The sequence below is a fragment of the Erwinia sp. OLFS4 genome (genome assembly GCF_002752165.1).
Taxonomy (GTDB): domain Bacteria; phylum Pseudomonadota; class Gammaproteobacteria; order Enterobacterales; family Enterobacteriaceae; genus Izhakiella.
In genome coordinates this window covers 54,524-71,712 of record NZ_MOMB01000054.1, presented here as the reverse complement: position 1 = coordinate 71,712, position 17,189 = coordinate 54,524, and the positions used below count along the sequence as shown (strand labels likewise).

At 55.1% G+C, this 17,189-nt stretch carries 13 protein-coding genes; 8 read left to right on the top strand and 5 right to left on the bottom strand.

Annotated elements, in window-relative coordinates; genetic code table 11:
* Positions 1–73: 73 nt before the first annotated feature.
* Positions 74–3,748 carry an SbcC/MukB-like Walker B domain-containing protein gene (locus BL249_RS13610; protein WP_099706106.1) on the bottom strand — a complete coding sequence of 1,225 codons (3,675 nt, stop codon included), beginning with the start codon at positions 3,746–3,748 and terminating at the stop codon, positions 74–76.
* On the bottom strand, positions 3,745–4,971 hold the full coding sequence (sbcD, locus tag BL249_RS13605) for an exonuclease subunit SbcD (RefSeq protein ID WP_099706145.1): 1,227 nt from the start codon (positions 4,969–4,971) through the stop codon (positions 3,745–3,747). The genes BL249_RS13610 and sbcD overlap by 4 nt, the downstream gene beginning before the upstream one ends.
* Positions 4,972–5,165: 194 nt before the next feature.
* Here sbcD and phoB point away from each other — a divergent pair, with 194 nt between their 5' ends.
* From phoB to proY, 5 genes are all read left to right on the top strand, one after another.
* Complete coding sequence (gene phoB, locus BL249_RS13600; protein ID WP_099706107.1) at positions 5,166–5,855, top strand: phosphate response regulator transcription factor PhoB; 690 nt, start codon at positions 5,166–5,168, stop codon at positions 5,853–5,855.
* Positions 5,856–5,878: 23 nt separating this feature from the next.
* Entirely contained in the window at positions 5,879–7,201 is a 1,323-nt protein-coding gene (phoR, locus tag BL249_RS13595) for a phosphate regulon sensor histidine kinase PhoR (RefSeq protein WP_099706108.1), read from the top strand.
* Positions 7,202–7,396: 195 nt separating this feature from the next.
* Positions 7,397–8,506 carry a cobalamin-independent methionine synthase II family protein gene (locus tag BL249_RS13590; RefSeq protein ID WP_099706109.1) on the top strand — a complete coding sequence of 370 codons (1,110 nt, stop codon included), beginning with the start codon at positions 7,397–7,399 and terminating at the stop codon, positions 8,504–8,506.
* A 302-nt stretch (positions 8,507–8,808) separates the two neighbouring features.
* Positions 8,809–10,125, top strand: coding sequence for a branched-chain amino acid transport system II carrier protein (brnQ, locus tag BL249_RS13585; RefSeq protein ID WP_099706110.1), 1,317 nt, complete (start codon positions 8,809–8,811; stop codon positions 10,123–10,125).
* A 67-nt stretch (positions 10,126–10,192) separates the two neighbouring features.
* Complete coding sequence (gene proY / locus BL249_RS13580) at positions 10,193–11,569, top strand: proline-specific permease ProY (protein ID WP_099706111.1); 1,377 nt, start codon at positions 10,193–10,195, stop codon at positions 11,567–11,569.
* 21 nt (positions 11,570–11,590) lie between these two features.
* Here proY and BL249_RS13575 read toward each other — a convergent pair whose 3' ends face one another.
* The 3 genes from BL249_RS13575 to BL249_RS13560 all read right to left on the bottom strand — a co-directional run bounded on the left by BL249_RS13575 (position 11,591) and on the right by BL249_RS13560 (position 14,394).
* Positions 11,591–12,850: a histidine-type phosphatase gene (locus tag BL249_RS13575; protein ID WP_099706112.1), complete on the bottom strand. Its 1,260-nt coding sequence runs from the start codon at positions 12,848–12,850 to the stop codon at positions 11,591–11,593.
* 220 nt (positions 12,851–13,070) lie between these two features.
* Positions 13,071–13,673: a peroxiredoxin C gene (locus BL249_RS13565; protein ID WP_099706114.1), complete on the bottom strand. Its 603-nt coding sequence runs from the start codon at positions 13,671–13,673 to the stop codon at positions 13,071–13,073.
* Positions 13,674–13,812: 139 nt separating this feature from the next.
* A complete protein-coding gene (locus BL249_RS13560) occupies positions 13,813–14,394 on the bottom strand; it encodes an ACP phosphodiesterase (RefSeq protein ID WP_099706115.1) in 582 nt (193 codons plus the stop codon).
* A gap of 146 nt (positions 14,395–14,540) precedes the next feature.
* Here BL249_RS13560 and queA point away from each other — a divergent pair, with 146 nt between their 5' ends.
* The 3 genes from queA (at position 14,541) to yajC (ending at position 17,182) form a co-directional block, all read left to right on the top strand.
* On the top strand, positions 14,541–15,611 hold the full coding sequence (gene queA / locus BL249_RS13555; protein ID WP_099706116.1) for a tRNA preQ1(34) S-adenosylmethionine ribosyltransferase-isomerase QueA: 1,071 nt from the start codon (positions 14,541–14,543) through the stop codon (positions 15,609–15,611).
* 89 nt (positions 15,612–15,700) lie between these two features.
* Positions 15,701–16,831, top strand: coding sequence for a tRNA guanosine(34) transglycosylase Tgt (gene tgt, locus BL249_RS13550; protein WP_099706117.1), 1,131 nt, complete (start codon positions 15,701–15,703; stop codon positions 16,829–16,831).
* A gap of 18 nt (positions 16,832–16,849) precedes the next feature.
* Positions 16,850–17,182, top strand: coding sequence for a preprotein translocase subunit YajC (gene yajC, locus BL249_RS13545; RefSeq protein ID WP_099706118.1), 333 nt, complete (start codon positions 16,850–16,852; stop codon positions 17,180–17,182).
* Positions 17,183–17,189: the final 7 nt, after the last annotated feature.

The following is a 17,189-nucleotide window of genomic DNA, read 5'->3' as shown; positions in this document are numbered from 1 at the left end:
TGATGGTGCCATTGATGTGCAGCGCCGCCATCCGTTGGCGCGACTGCGGATCAGGCCGGATGCCCCCCGGCCATTATGCTGTTGAGGGTAATTCCAGCTTGCTGTAGCCGAGGCCATTGTGTTTTCGCACCTTAATCTGAACCGGAATGCGTTCTTTCATTGCTTCCACGTGACTGATAACGCCGATGGTTTTGCCGGCGGCGTTCAGCGCATCCAGGGCATCCAGTGCGATGTCCAGGGTTTGTGCATCGAGGGTGCCGAAACCTTCATCAAGAAACAGTGATTCAATGCGGGTTTTGTGGCTGACCAGATCAGATAACGCCAGCGCCAGCGCCAGGCTGACCAGAAAACTTTCGCCGCCGGAAAGCGTTCGGGTATCGCGCAGTGCATCAGCCTGCCAGGTATCAATCACCTGCAGTTCCAGCGCTTCACTGTCCTTGCGTTGCAGCATATAGCGACCATGCAGGCGAGCCAGCTGATTGTTAGCCAGCCAGACCAGGTGGTCAAGGGTCAGGCCCTGGGCGAATTTTCGGAAGCGATCGCCAGTTTGTGAGCCGATAAGCTGATTCAGCCGGCTCCAGTCGGCAAGCTGTTGCTCACCTGCAGTCATGCGTTGTAACAACGTTTGTTGTTGTTCACGTCGCTGCGCATCGCTGGTGAGCTGCTGGCTGATTTCACCCTGCTGGTGCGCATTGTCACGCAATTGCTGGCGCAGACTGTCCCGTTGCGCCGGCAGTGATTCGGCAGGCGCGTTGAGCGCGGCCGCCGGCAGGGCGTGGTGCGCATCAACAGCCTGTTGTGCCTGTGTCAGCAGGGCATTTTGCTGATGCAGCAACTGCGTTAGCTGTTGCTGCTGCGCCTGCAGGTGCTGCTGTTCTTCTGGCGCTAACAGCGCCTGCAGAAACAGAGCTTCACTGCTGAAATGACTGCGCTGCAGGGCGCCGGTAAATGCCGCTTCGGCGGCCTCGCTGCGTTGCTGCAGCTGCGTCAGTTGCTGGCGCTGAGACTGGTAATGGCCGCTGAGAGTATTGTACTGTTTTTCCGTCTGTTGCCAGTGGGCCTGCCGGGCGCTGCGCGTTTCATCACTCTGCTGGCGTTGTTGCTGCCATTGACGGCGTGCTTCAGCAGGCTGGCGATCGGCAAACAGCGCCTGACGCTGCTGCTGCGTTTGCTGGCAGCGTTGCATGACGTCTTCTGACTGCTGTTGCAGCTGTAGCAGGCGGGCGGCTTTCTCGTCACAGTCAGTAGTCAGCGCCTGCTGACGCGCCTGCAGTTCACTGAGCAGACGGCGGGTTTCATGCTGCGCCTGTTCATGCTGTTGCCACTGTTGCCAGCGCTGCTCACACTCAGCCAGCCAGGGCTGCCAGTCATCCTCCGGCAGCGTCAGCCCGGCGGCGCTGAGGGTGTGCTGCAGGGCCTGATGCTGGCGCTGATATTCCTGCTGCTGTGCCTGCCGCTGGCTGGCCAGCGCCTTGACGTGCTGTGCCTCACTTTGCTGGCGTTGCAGTAGCAGCTGATAGTGCTGACTGGCCTGCATTACCTGTTGTTGTTGCTGTTGATCGTGCTGTTGCGCCTGGTGACAGGCATGCTGAGCTTGTTCTATCTGCTGCAGCGCCAGCTGGCAGTCGCGCTCCTGTTGTTCCTGTTGCTGTTGCCAGCAGGTCAGCTGATCCTGCTGTTGCGGATCTAAGGTAACTGCCAGCTGGGTGCAGCACTCTGTCCAGTGGGTTGTCAGTCCGGTCAGCTGCTGGTGAATCTGTTCTGCTTCCGTGCGTGCCTGCTGATGCTGTTTTTCCAGAGCGTGCAGCTGTTCTTCGCTGACGCTTTCCTCACGCGCCAGCGCGGTCAGCTGTTGCCGCAGATTATCCAGCTGCTGGCGGGTGTCATCCCGCCCTGGGGAGGGAGCATGTCCGACGGCGGGATGCTGGCAGGCGCCGCAAAGCGGACAGGGTTCTCCGTCGACCAGCCGGGCGCGCTCGGCCTCCAGTGCAATAATGCGCTGTTCCAGCGCCTGCTGTTTTTCAAGCGCGCTGACCTGCTGCTGCTGGTTGTTATGCTGCTGACGCAACAGTTCCGTTTGCCGCTGTTTTTCGGCTATTTCGCGGTGCAGGCGGCTCAGTTGGTCGCCTAAAACGGCCTGACGGCGGATAAGCGGTTGCATTTGTGAGGCCAGAACCAGCAATGACTGACGCGCAGGACGCTGGTTGATAAAGCGGCTAAGGTGCTGCCGTAACTGGGGTTCGTCCAGTTGTTGCCTAAGTGAAGTCAGTGCCTGCCCGGCCTCCTGAGCCTGGTGATGGGCTGCATCGGCACGCTGCTGCAAGGGCACCAGCGCCTGGCGTTGCTGTGTCAGCTGTTGCTGTAATTGCTGCTGCGCCAGCGTTTGTTGCTGATGGTGTTCATCAAGCTGGGATAATTGCTGATGATGTTGCTGTAAATGGCGTAACTGCTGGCGCCAGCCGGCCAGTTCCGGTCCCCAATCTGCCACCTTTTGCTGTGCTTCACGCCACTGGGATTGTTGTTGCTGTTGTTGTTGCAGCGCGGCAATGTCAGTTTGCAGTTGCGCCAGCTGGCCGCGCCGCGCCGTCAGCGCCTGCTGCTGGCTATCACATTGTTGGGCCAGTTGCTGGTGCTGGTGCGATGCGCTGGCCAGCTGGTGGTCCAGCGGAATAACCCGATCGTTAAGCAGCATTTCCTGCTGGCTGAGATGCTGAACCAGTGCCAGATGGCTGGCTTCAGCCTGCTGGCAGGCTTGTGCAGCCTCGTCCAGCGCTTTTTCCGCCTCGTCCAGCTGCGAAAGTAATTGTTTACTTTGTTGCGAGAGCGTTAGCAGATCCTGTTGCAGCTGCTGTTTTTGCAACCAGAGCGGACGCAGGGTTTCTGCCGGTGCGGCCTGTGCCAGCCGGTCACGTTGCGGCTGGCTATCCTGCCATTGTTGCTGCAGATCCTGCTGGCGGCGTTGCGCCTGCTGCAGCTGCTGTTCCAGCTGTTGTTTTTGCGCCAGCCAGTGGCTTTGCTGCTGTACTTGTTCCAGCTGTGCTGTCAACCGGGTTTCGTCAGCCTGCAGCTGCTGCCGCTGTGTCAGCAGCGCCTCACGAGTCTGGCTATCCAGCAGGGCCATCGCGTCGGCTTCGGTTTTTAACAGATCCAGTTCACTGCGTACGTTTTTATGCTGCTCATAAACCCGGGCGGAAATCAGACCATAAATTTCCGTGCCGGTCAGCTGTTCAAGTAACTCTGCACGATCTTTCGCATTGGTATTTAAAAAGGCGGCAAACTGTCCTTGTGACAGCATCATTGAGCGGGTGAAGCGGGCAAAGTCCAGTCCGGTCAGTTTTTCCAGCAGCCGCTTTTTATCATGGACTTTGTCGGCAACGATCTGGTTATCGGCACAGCGTACCAGCTCAACGCGCGGCGGTTGCAGATTGCCGTCAGCGGCGCCGCGTGCCCGGTTTTGTCCCCAGAAAGCCCGCCAGCGTTGGCCTTTAATTTCAAATTCCACCTCCGCCAGACATTCGGCGGTGTTGCGAGTCATCAGATCATTTTGCGTTTGTGACAGGGGACCAAGACGCGGCGTTTCGTGGTAAAGCGCCAGACAAATGGCATCCAGTAAAGTGGTTTTGCCGGCGCCGGTGGGTCCGGTGATAGCAAATAATCCGCTGCTGGCAAAAGGGGCGCGGGTGAAATCAATTTGCCATTCGCCGCGCAGCGAATTAAGGTTTTTGAAACGCAGGGTGATTATCTTCATTCCGTACTCTCCGGCTGGCGTACCTGCGCCACCACCTGATTAAATAGCCGGGTGAGTCGTTCGGCGCTTTCCGTTCCCTGTTCAGGTTCGCCGGCCAGGCGCCGGGCAAACACCTCTTCAACACTGAGTTCCGCCAGGGTTTCGTTATGCTGGCGCAAAAGCGTATTGTTACGCTGTTCCCGGCTGCGACGGATCAGCAGAACCTCCACCGGTAGCTCAGTGGTAATCTGCTGTATACGTTGCTGAATATCACTCAGGTAATCCTGGCTGGTTATTTCAATATCCAGCCAGACGGGGCGGTCTTCTGCCTCAGCTGACAACTGTGCCAGCTGGTGTTCAATTTCTGCCTGGGTCCCTTTAATGACCTGCAGTAACTGAAAGCAGGGCACGGTGAGCAGCGTTACCGTCCGCAGTGTGTCGCCGCTAAATTCCACCAGACAGACGCTTTTTTCACTGGCAGCTTCATCAAAACTTAACGGGATTGGCGAGCCGCTATAACGGATATGAGACTGGCCATTGATTTTCTGCGGGCGGTGAATATGTCCCAGCGCAATATAATCGGCCGCCGGGAAACCCTGAGCCGGAAAAGCGTCCAGGGTGCCGATATAAATGTCGCGTACCGATTCACTTTTACTCACCCCAAGCGCGGTTAAATGACCGCTGGCAATAATCGGCACTCTCAGCCCTTCCGCCTGGCGTCGGGTCTGCGCATGGCGAAAACAGCGGTGATAGTGGTTGCTGATGGCGTCAAGCAGGTTCTGTTGTTTTTGTTGACTGTTCAGGCCGGCTTCGCTGCGTAGAATATCGCGAGGCCGCAAAAACGGGATGGCACACAGCAGCGCGCCAGGTTCGCCATGGCGATCGTGAAGCAGCAAAACCTGCTGTTGCAGATCGTCACTGGCGCTGGTAATCACCTGGGTGTTCAGGCAAGCCATTAATCCGCGAGATTCATTGAGCATGGCGACAGAGTCATGGTTGCCAGCCAGCACGATCATCTGACAACCGCTGTCGCGCAGCCGGACTACAAAGCGGTTATACATTTCACGGGCATAGCTCGGCGGGGAGCCGGTATCAAAAATATCACCGGCGACCAGCAACACATCGACCTGATAATCAATGATCTGCTGGTAAAGCCAGTCGAGAAAAGCCTGGTGTTCCGCGGCGCGGCTTTTGGTATAAAAAAACTGGCCCAGATGCCAGTCAGAGGTATGAATCATACGCACCGGATTTTCTCCCTGGCGAACCTGCGACAATGAAACGTCATTTGCTTTGCAGGCACCATTATGACGCGATTTTTGTTCAGTACAATTCTGTTTTCCCGCCGGCGGGTGGCTGCATTTTTCATAAATCTGTCATAAAACTGACGCATAATGACGCCGCATATAAAGCGACGACCGTCGCATAAGCAGGAGCAATGATGGCAAAGCGTATTCTGGTGGTTGAAGATGAAGCCCCGATTCGGGAAATGTTATGTTTTGTCCTGGAACAGCATGATTTTCAACCGATTGAGGCTGAGGATTATCACAGTGCCATCAATCTGCTGATTGAACCCTGGCCCGATTTGATTTTACTGGACTGGATGTTGCCCGGCGGCACCGGCATTCAGTTTATTAAACATATGAAGCGCGAAGCGATGACGCGCGATATTCCGGTGATTATGCTGACAGCACGCGGTGAAGAAGAGGACCAGGTGCGTGGGCTGGAAGCGGGCGCCGACGACTATATGACCAAACCTTTTTCCCCTAAGGAACTGGTTGCCCGGATTAAAGCCTTGATGCGGCGCATCTCTCCGATGGCTGTTGAAGAAGTCATTGAAATTCAGGGATTGAATCTCGATCCCTCTTCACACCGCGTGATGGCCGGTGAAATGCCACTGGAAATGGGACCGACGGAATATAAGCTGCTACATTTCTTTATGACGCATCCGGAACGTGTCTACAGCCGCGAGCAGCTGCTGAACAACGTGTGGGGAACCAACGTGTATGTTGAAGACCGTACCGTGGATGTGCATATCCGCCGGCTGCGTAAAGCGCTGGAGATAAGCGGACACGATCGCATGGTGCAGACAGTACGTGGAACAGGATACCGTTTCTCTGCCCGTTACTGATTTCTACTCGCTGGAGTTTTACGGTGCTGGAACGTCTTAGCTGGAAAAGGCTGGTGCTGGAACTGGTGCTGGTCTGCTTGCCGGCACTCATTGTCGGGCTACGGTTTGGCTACTTACCCTGGTTACTGATGCTGGCGTTGCTGGCGTTAATGATCTGGCATGCCAGAAACCTGATGCGGCTTTCACACTGGGTGTGGGTTGATCGTAAGATGACGCCGCCCACCGGACGCGGTAGCTGGGAGTCGGTGTTTTATGGCCTGAATCAAATGCAGTCGCGTAACCGCCGGCGGCGGCGTGAGCTGCGTCAGCTGATTAAACGTTTTCGCAGCGGTGCAGAATCACTGCCGGACGCGTTGGTTCTGGCGACAGATGATGGCATTATTTTTTGGTGTAATGGTCTGGCGCAGCAGATTCTCGGTCTGCGCTGGCCGGAAGACTACGGCCAGAATATCCTCAACCTGCTGCGTTATCCCGAATTTGCCCGTTATTTGCGTGAACGTGATTTTTCCCGGCCGCTGACGCTGGTTATCAGCCACAGCCGGCATATTGAGTTTCGTATTATGCCTTACAGTGAAGGTCAGTGGCTGATCGTGGCCCGTGATGTCACGCAAATGCATAACCTGGAAGGGGCAAGGCGTAACTTTTTTGCCAACGTCAGCCACGAATTACGCACGCCGTTAACGGTTCTGCAAGGCTACCTTGAGGTGTTGCAGGATGGGGAAATGCCGCCGGCGCTGCGTGAAAAGGCGCTGAGTACCATGCAGGAGCAGAGCCGGCGTATGGATACTCTGGTTAAACAATTGCTGACCTTATCGCGTATTGAAGCTGCGCCTTCCTTTGAGTTGCAGGACAAAATTGATGTACCGGTCATGTTGAGCATGTTACAGCGTGAGGCGGAAACCCTCAGCGGCGGTCGCCACCAGATACATTTTCATACCGATCCGCATTTGCGGGTGTTAGGCAACGATGAGCAGCTGCGCAGTGCCATTTCTAATCTGGTTTATAACGCGGTTAATCATACCCCACAAGGCACGCGGATTGACGTCAGCTGGCTGCGCACGCCACAGGGCGGGGCGCGTTTTACGGTGAAAGATAATGGTCCTGGTATTGCACCAGAGCATATTCCCCGTCTGACCGAGCGCTTTTATCGGGTTGATAAAGCCCGTTCACGCCAGACCGGCGGCAGCGGCCTCGGGCTGGCTATCGTTAAGCATGCGCTTAGCCATCATAATGCCAGGCTGGATATTACCAGCGTTGCGCATCAGGAAACGGTATTCAGTTTTACCCTGGCGCCGGGCCGGATTGTGCCACAGCCGCAAAACAGTCGCGTGACCAGCGCCCGTTAAGCGCACTGGCGCAATGCGATAGTTAAGGGTGAATCGGGCAACCGGCGCCCGGGTGATAGCAAACTTCTGCGTTAGCCGTTGACTGATACCCTGCGAGTCTTCTATGCTAGTTTAGCCATCCAGAAGTCTAAAAAATACCCATGCGTCACTGTTTCGTAACGAAACTAATGTGACGGTCTACCAGGAGTCAGATTGATGCAACGTAATAACGCGGACCTGCGGGCCGAAGTAGTGGGCAGCTTTTTGCGTCCGCAAGCGATAAAGCAGGCACGTGAACAGTTTCAGCAAGGGCAGATTGATGCCGTGGCGCTCAGGCGCATTGAAGATCAGGCCATTCGTGAGGTGGTGACACAGCAGCGCGCCTGCGGCCTGAAAGTGGTCACTGACGGTGAATTTCGTCGCGCCTGGTGGCATCTGGATTTCTTTGAAGGACTGGACGGAGTGGAGCCTTATGAATCCGCTCACGGCATTCAGTTTAATGGCGTGCAGACCAAAGCACGCAGCATCCGCATTAATGGCCGGCTGGGTTTCAGTCAGCACCCGATGCTGGAGGATTTTCGCTATCTGAAAAGCATCAGTGGTGATGCGGTGGCAAAAATGACCATCCCCAGCCCAAGCGTGCTCCATTTCCGCGCCGGTGGACGCAAGGCAGTGGATGCCGGCGTATATCCAGAGATGGCGGCGTTTTTTGACGATTTGGCCGCGACCTGGCGCCAGGCTATTACGGCATTTTACGAGGCAGGCTGTCGCTACCTGCAGCTGGACGACACCGTATGGGCTTATTTGTGTTCAGAAGATCAGCGCCGTCAGCTGCGTGAGCAGGGTGAAGATCCCGACGCGCTGGCACGCACTTATGCCCGGGTTCTCAACCAGGCACTGGCCGGCAAGCCGGACGATCTTACCGTTGGTTTGCACGTTTGCCGCGGTAATTTCCGCTCGACCTGGATTTCAGAAGGAGGCTATGAACCGGTGGCGGAAATCCTGTTTGGCGGGGTGAATGTCGACGCGTTTTTCCTTGAGTACGATAATGAACGTTCTGGTGGCTTTGAACCGCTGCGTTTTATCCGCCCGGGTAAACAGCAGGTAGTACTGGGATTGATTACGACCAAAACCGGGGAGCTGGAATCGACGGCGGCGGTGAAGGCACGTATTGCCGAGGCTGCACGCTATGTCAGCCTTGATCAGCTTTGCCTGAGTCCACAGTGTGGTTTTGCCTCAACAGAAGAGGGCAATAATATCAGCGAGGCACAGCAGTGGGATAAACTGCGGCTGGTGGTCTCCATTGCCCACGAACTGTGGAAATAAGCGGGTAACGTGCAAAAGGGGCGAATTTTCGCGCCTTTTGTGCATCCCTGGCGCTAATGATGCGGGAAGTTATCTTCCCGTGTACAAAAACTGTACAAATCATATGGCGTGATAGTGGTATTATTTGAACAGATAAACTGGTTTTTGTATTAAGTGCAATATATCACTCTGCATTATCGCCTTACACTTGCCTTCATGCGCTATAAACGTTTTACTAGCGCCCGCTGATAACAACAACTCTACGTAGTCAGTACCAGCACATAACCTTCACGACTCGCGTTTTACAGGCAACACCCACAGCTATGACACAACACTTAAAAACAAAGGATATTCTCGCACTGGGTTTTATGACGTTTGCGCTGTTCGTTGGCGCAGGCAATATCATTTTCCCTCCCATGGTTGGTATTCAATCCGGCGAACACGTCTGGACTGCGGCATCTGGCTTTCTGCTCACTGCGGTGGGATTACCGGTGATCACGGTCATTGCCCTGGCGCGGGTAGGCGGCGGTATTGATGCACTCAGTGCGCCGATTGGTAAAAAAGCCGGCGTGTTGTTAGCCACCGTCTGCTATCTGGCGGTCGGGCCGCTATTTGCTACGCCACGTACCGCAACGGTTTCATTTGAAGTCGGTATCGCGCCGCTGACCGGTAATGGTGCCGCTCCTCTGCTGATTTACAGCCTGATCTATTTCGCGCTGGTGATCCTGATTTCTCTCTATCCAGGCAAACTACTGGATACGGTAGGCCACTTTCTGGCGCCGCTTAAAATTGTGGCGCTGACGGTACTCGGCGTGGCGGCATTAATCTGGCCTGCTGGTGAGCTGGTACCGGCTACCGCTGACTATCAGCGAGCGGCATTTTCCACTGGTTTTGTTAACGGTTATCTCACCATGGATACCCTGGGGGCGCTGGTTTTTGGCATCGTCATCGTTAACGCGGCCCGTTCCCGTGGCGTGCAGCGTGCTTCACTGCTGACCCGCTATGCTATGACGGCAGGCGTGATTGCCGGTGCCGGCCTGACGCTGCTCTATCTCAGCCTGTTTAAACTGGGGTCTGGAAGCGGCCTGCTGGTGGCGCAGGATGTGAACGGTGCGGCAATCTTACACGCCTACGTCCAGCATACCTTTGGCGGTTTTGGTAGTTTCCTGCTGGCATCACTGATTTTTGTCGCCTGCATGGTGACGGCGGTCGGCCTGACCTGTGCCTGCGCTGAGTTTTTTGCCCAGTATCTGCCCTTTTCTTATCGCACGCTGGTGTTTATGCTTGGCCTGTTTTCGATGGTGGTGTCTAATCTTGGCCTTAGCCAGCTGATTCAGATTTCGGTGCCAATACTGACCGCCATTTATCCACCGTGTATTGTGCTGGTTGTATTAAGTTTCACCCTCAGCTGGTGGAATAAAAGCAGCCGGACGGTGGCACCTGCGATGCTGGTTAGCTTGTTGTTTGGCATTGCTGATGCGTTCAAATCCAGCCATTTCACCAGCCAGCTGCCGCACTTTTTGCAGCATCTGCCGCTGGCGGACCAGGGGTTATCCTGGTTGCCTCCTACGCTGTTTGTGACAGTAATTGCCGGGATCAGCGACCGGATGTTAGGGCAGAAACAGCAGACGGCACAGTAGTCAGATTTTTTCAGCAGCTGTTACAACCACGGGATAACCGTGGTTTTTCATTTTAAGGTTGAACGGAATGCAGCAATCAAGTCAGTCACTGAAACGGGGATTGAGTTCTCGTCATATCCGCTTTATGGCACTGGGTTCGGCAATTGGCACCGGATTATTTTATGGTTCTGCCGATGCCATTCAGATGGCCGGACCCAGCGTGTTGCTGGCGTATATCATTGGGGGGGCGGTAGCATATATTATTATGCGCGCGCTCGGTGAAATGGCGGTAAATAATCCTCAGGCCAGTTCTTTTTCACGCTATGCGCAGGATTATCTTGGTCCGCTGGCGGGCTATATCACCGGCTGGACTTACTGTTTTGAAATTCTGATTGTTGCCATTGCCGATGTGACGGCGTTCGGGGTTTATATGGGCGTGTGGTTCCCCGACGTGCCGCACTGGATTTGGGTACTTAGCGTGGTGCTGATTATCGGCGCAATTAACCTGATGAGCGTGCGTATATTTGGCGAGCTGGAGTTCTGGTTCTCGTTTTTCAAAGTGGCTACCATTGTAATGATGATTCTCGCCGGCTTTGCCATCATTATCTGGGGAATTGGCAACGGTGGTCAGCCAACCGGCATTGATAATTTGTGGCGTAACGGTGGTTTTTTTGCCCATGGCGTCGTAGGGATGTTGCTTTCCCTGCAAATGGTGATGTTTGCCTACGGGGGCATTGAGATTATCGGCATCACTGCGGGTGAAGCGAAAGATCCGGCCCGTTCCATTCCGCGCGCTATTAACTCTGTGCCGCTGCGTATTCTGGTGTTTTATGTCGGCACCCTGTTTGTGATTATGTCCGTTTATCCGTGGAATCAGGTGGGTACTCAGGGCAGTCCCTTTGTGCTTACCTTTCAGCATCTGGGCATTGCGGCAGCAGCATCGATTCTCAATTTTGTGGTGATTACCGCATCACTTTCAGCCATTAACAGTGATGTATTTGGTGTTGGCCGTATGCTGCACGGTATGGCGGAACTGGGGCATGCCCCGCGGGCATTTGGCCAGCTGTCAAAACGAGGCATCCCCTGGCTGACGGTAGTTATTATGATGGCGGCGCTGCTGATAGCGGTTTATCTCAACTACCTGATGCCGGAAAAAGTGTTTCTGGTTATCGCTTCGCTGGCCACGTTTGCCACCGTCTGGGTGTGGATCATGATCCTGCTGGCTAATATCGCCTTCCGTCGGCAGCTGACGCCACAGCAGCGCCAGTCGCTGCAATTCGCTATGCCGGGGGGGTGCTTTACCGCCATGGTAGGGGTGCTGTTTCTGGCGTTTATTATTCTGCTGATTGGCCACTCGCCGGACACCCGGGTGTCGCTGTACGTTGGTGCGGTCTGGATTGTATTACTGCTGCTGGGCTGGAAGCTGGTAACCCGGGCGGCGGCCCGACGCGCTGGCTCCTCCTGATAGTTGCCTGAAACTGGATTCTCAGGGTACTGGCCAGTGGAAGGGCTGTAATATGGTGTTATCCAGCCGCGCGCTGAAGGTTTTCAGGCTGGCGTTTAGCGGACAGAGTATGCCGATATCCGTTTGCTGACAGCCCGGTGCGCGGTATTCACTCTGTAACAGGTCACCGGCTGATGCCAGAGGACGCAGATGGCGAATCTGCTCCAGACGCTGGGCGCGAAAGCGGATGCGCAAGTAGCGTTTTCCGCTGAGCGTATTGCGCCAGCGCTCGAATACCAGGCTGGCGCCAGGAGGGATATCTCCCGGTGGATACCCGGCCTGCTGCCAGTGGAAATCCAGTAAAGTGCGCAACCAGGCAATGTTGTTATCATGCGCCACCAGCACCAGCCAGCGTCGGCCGACCTCAGCAGGTGCATCGGTTGACAGCGCGCGGATAATTTGTGCCAGCAGGCGTGAGCCGAGACGGCGCGCAAGGTAAGGAATGTCGTTGGTATAGCGATATTTTACGCTGTTGAGCGTCAGCAGGGGCAGCAGGTCATCGGCCCGCCGCAGATGGCCAAATCCGACTTCCGCCGCCGGCCAGCCCTCACTCCAGGCCAGGCGCAGGGTTTCGGCAGCAGCAGCCTGATGGTCAAGCGCCGGCACCGACACACGCCCGTCCGGGTTAAGGCGAAGTTGCCAGCGGCTGGAGGCCAGCGGGCAGGGATGGGCTGGCCGGCACAGCGCGCGCGCCAGCTGATTGATAGCCGGTTGCCAGCGCTGCTGAGCGGTCTGTATATTTCCGCCCATTGCCCGCAGTACCGCTAGGGTGGTTTTTTTACCGTCGAGCGCTATATGCTGCGTGCCGGTGAGAAACAGCGGGTCGTTGCCATCGTGCTGATAGTGTATCTTCAGCTGGCAGCCGGGAAATGCAACTTCACTGAAAGCCGTGGCGGTTGCCCGGGTCCGTTGTCGCGGGCTGGCATAGATATAGACATCCTGCGTTGTCGGGCAACCGGGGCTTATCAGATGATGCTGCCGGTAGTACTGACCTTCAGGCTGCGCCTTTAGCCAGACGGCGCGCCAGCCGTGTCGGGTCAGTTCGCCATCGGCTACCCGCCAGCGTGGCCATGGCCGGCCGGTAGCGGCTTCAATGGCGCGCCGATCCCAGGGCACCGGCGCACGTACGCCGTGGCGAACCACCTCTACCACTTTTTCCAGCTGCCAGTGTGAGGTAGCGTCTGCGCTGGCAGCGCCGGCTATCAGCAGCCCTATTAAGCCGGCACCGGTTGCTGTATGCATCAATTCACTTTCCGCCTGTTATCTGCCTGCCTGATTGTAACTCTGGCGGCGGCGGTACAACAGCTGGCAGGATCTGAAAAACGGCGGCTAATCGCTGACCGGCATACGGGCCTGAGCGCAAAGCGCTGTGCATCAAGGCGGGAGCGGCAAATAAAAAAAATGCCGGTCAGATTCTGACCAGCATGGTGATAGCTTGCGCGTCTGGCGCGCGTCAGACCGTTTACAGTCTGGCGGCGTTTTCGCTGAGGTATTTGGCAACGCCTTCCGGAGATGCGCCCATACCTGCCTGGCCTTTTTGCCACTGAGCCGGACATACTTCACCGTGCTCTTCGTGGAACTGCAGGGCGTCAACCATACGTAGCATTTCATCGATGTTACGGCCTAGCGGCAGATCATTAACCACCTGGTGACGTACCACGCCGGCTTTGTCGATCAGGAAAGAACCGCGCAGCGCAACGCCGGCGTCCGGATGTTCAATGCCGTATGCTTTTTGGATTTCGCGCTTAATGTCGGCAACCATGGCATAGCGCACCGCACCGATACCACCTTTGTCGACCGGCGTGTTGCGCCAGGCATTGTGCACAAATTCGGAGTCGAAAGATACACCAACAACTTCCACGCCTTTCTTCTGGAATTCTTCGTAACGCTTGTCAAAAGCAATCAGTTCTGATGGACAGACGAAAGTAAAATCCATCGGCCAGAAGAACAGCACGGTGGGTTTGCCTGCCGTGTGTTTTTTGAAGTTGAAATTTTCAACGATTTCACCATTACCCAATACTGCGGCAGCGGTGAAATCCGGGGCTTGACGAGTTACCAGGACCATTTTCACTCCTGTTAGTTGGTTAGGTTTTAGTGACAACACGGCGGCAGTATAAGCGAGGCACGCCAGGAAACCAACGTAAATAACCCTGCGCTGGCCGTCGCCGGAATGGGGTATGATGCTGTCAATCAGGCGGGGGATGTCAGAGCTGCCCGAGCCTGGCTGACGCCATCATTCGTGGATAAAACTGCCAGAAAGCCTGTTCCAGTTCGCCATAATTATCGCAAAAATCCTGCCAGGAGTCGCGCAGTGCCGACAGACGCGGTCGGCGATTCGCCATTCCATTGAAGACCTGTTGCAGATACTCGCGTTCGCTGTAGCGCTGCATCCAGTTTTCCTGCCACAGATAGCGATTAAGATCCTGAAACGCCTGCGGGGTTTGTGCCAGGCAGGGGGTAATCTCGCTTTCCGCCTGCCGTAGAAACGCCGGCAGGGTTTGCTGCGCCACCAGCCTGTCCCAGTGTAATGACAGAAAATGGTCCCAGACCACATCAAGGGTGACAGGGGCAACCCGGCGGGTAGCGGGACGAAAAAGCCTGCGCATTGCTTTCACTTCCGCTAATCCATCGGTCAGGACATCGATACGTCGGTGCAGGGTGATGCCTGCAGCCACTGCGGGTGGCCAGCTTTGCCAGGGATCGCCACGGACAAAATCGGCCATCAGGTTACCCAGCAGCGAGCTGTTGGCCAGGCTGGCAAGATGTAAATGCGCAAGAAAGTTCATTACGGCAGTATATGAGTAATTAATGTTAGCCGGCGATATTTTTTTCCGTCACCCGCCGCAGAGGTCCCCCGGCAATGACAAAGGTTCTGCTGCCGGTGCTTTTCCGTTAGACTATGCCCCCTGTTTTCACTCTGCCAGAAAGAACCATGCGCCTTGCTGATTTTTCATTCGAATTACCTGACTCGCTGATTGCCCATTATCCGCAGGCACAGCGTAGCGGCTGTCGTTTACTTTCTCTTGACGGTGAAACCGGCCAGCTTAGCCATGGCATTTTCACCGACCTGCTGGAAAAGCTTGATGCCGGCGACCTGCTGGTTTTTAACAATACCCGGGTGATTCCGGCGCGTATTTATGGCCGTAAAGCCAGCGGTGGAAAAATTGAAGTTCTCGTGGAGCGAGTGCTGGATGATAAGCGAGTGCTCGCCCACGTGCGTTCATCAAGAGCACCCCAGCCGGGAAGTGCGCTGCTGCTTGGCGATGATCACAGCGTTGCCGCCACCATGGTGGCGCGTCACGATGCGCTGTTTGAAATTGTTTTTGATGATGCGCGGCCAGTGCTGGATATTCTTAACGCAGTGGGACACATGCCGCTGCCTCCTTATATTGACCGTCCCGACGAAGACGCGGACCGCGAACTCTACCAGACGGTTTACAGCGAAAAGCCGGGGGCAGTTGCCGCCCCGACCGCGGGCCTGCATTTTGATCAGCCGCTGCTGCAGGCGCTGCGTGATAAGGGGGTCAATACCGCTTTTGTCACGCTGCACGTGGGCGCCGGTACCTTTCAACCGGTCAAAGTTGACACCATTGAAGATCACCACATGCATGCTGAATATGCTGAGGTGTCACAGGATGTTGTTGATGCGGTGCTGGCCTGCAAACAGCGGGGTAACCGCGTGGTGGCGGTGGGAACAACATCGGTACGTTCGCTGGAGAGTGCCGCGCAGGCTGCCGCTGATTCCCTTATCGCGCCTTTTTTTGCCGATACCCGTATCTTTATCTACCCGGGTTATCGCTATCAGATCATTGATGCTCTCATTACCAATTTTCATCTGCCGGAATCAACGCTGATTATGCTGGTCAGCGCTTTTGCTGGTTATCGCCATACCATGCATGCCTATCAGCAGGCGGTGGCACAGCAGTATCGCTTTTTCAGCTATGGTGATGCCATGTTTATCAGCCGCAACCCCGGCGCGCCCGACGAAAAGGTCGGCGCCTGAGCTGCTGATATAGCAAGCCGCGTTCAGCATTGCTAGAATGCGTCTCTTTTAATTAATCGCCGGACTGTTTCTCTGGTGATGGAGTTAACGTGAAATTTGAACTTGATACCACGGATGGTCACGCCCGTCGCGGCCGTCTGATTTTTGAACGTGGCGTGGTGGAAACGCCTGCGTTTATGCCCGTTGGTACCTACGGTACGGTGAAAGGTATGACCCCGGAAGAAGTGCAGGAGACCGGGGCGCAAATCATTCTGGGCAATACTTTTCATCTCTGGCTGCGTCCGGGACAGGAGATTATGAAGCTGCACGGCGATCTGCATGATTTCATGCACTGGCCTGGTCCTATTCTTACTGATTCTGGCGGTTTTCAGGTATTCAGTCTCGGTGATATTCGTAAAATTACTGAAGCAGGCGTGCATTTTCGTAATCCGATTAATGGTGACCCGATTTTTCTCGATCCTGAGAAATCGATGGAGATTCAGTACGATCTGGGTTCCGATATTGTGATGATTTTTGACGAGTGCACCCCCTATCCGGCGGAATGGGATTACGCGAAGCGTTCAATGGAAATGTCTTTGCGCTGGGCAAAACGTAGCCGTGAGCGTTTTGATGCATTAGGCAATAAAAACGCGTTATTTGGCATTATTCAGGGCAGTGTTTACGAAGATTTACGTGATGTTTCCGTCAGAGGACTGGTAGAGATAGGATTTGATGGGTACGCTGTGGGCGGTCTGGCAGTGGGTGAACCTAAAGCGGATATGCACCGGATTCTTGAACACCTGTGTCCGCAAATTCCTCAGGATAAGCCCCGCTATCTGATGGGGGTGGGGAAGCCGGAAGATCTGGTGGAAGGCGTGCGTCGTGGGATTGATATGTTCGATTGCGTGATGCCCACCCGTAATGCCCGCAACGGCCACCTGTTTGTCACCGATGGCGTGGTGAAAATCCGCAATGCCCGATATAAAGATGATACCTCCCCACTCGATGCCGAATGCGATTGTTATACCTGTCGCAATTATAGTCGTGCTTACTTGCATCATTTGGATCGTTGTAACGAAATACTGGGCGCGCGGTTGAACACCATTCATAACCTGCGTTACTACCAGCGCCTGATGGCGGGTTTACGCAAGGCCATTGAAGAGGGTACATTAGAGCGCTTTGTTTTGGGATTCTATCAACGGATGGGTAAGACGGCACCGTCCTTATCCTCTGATAATTAACAATTGAAGGAAATTGTCATGAGTTTTTTTATTTCTGATGCTGTGGCCGCGACCGGCGCCCCTTCTCAGGGGAGTCCTTATTCTCTGGTGATTATGCTGGTGGTATTTGGCCTGATTTTCTATTTTATGATCCTGCGTCCGCAGCAAAAGCGGACAAAAGAGCATAAAAAACTGATGGATTCCATCTCTAAGGGCGATGAAGTGCTGACTACCGGCGGCCTGGTTGGGCGAGTAACTAAGGTGGCGGAAACCGGTTATGTGGCCATTGCATTAAACGACACCACTGAAGTGGTCGTTAAGCGTGATTTCGTGGCTGCCGTTCTGCCGAAAGGTACAATGAAGGCGCTGTAATTATCTG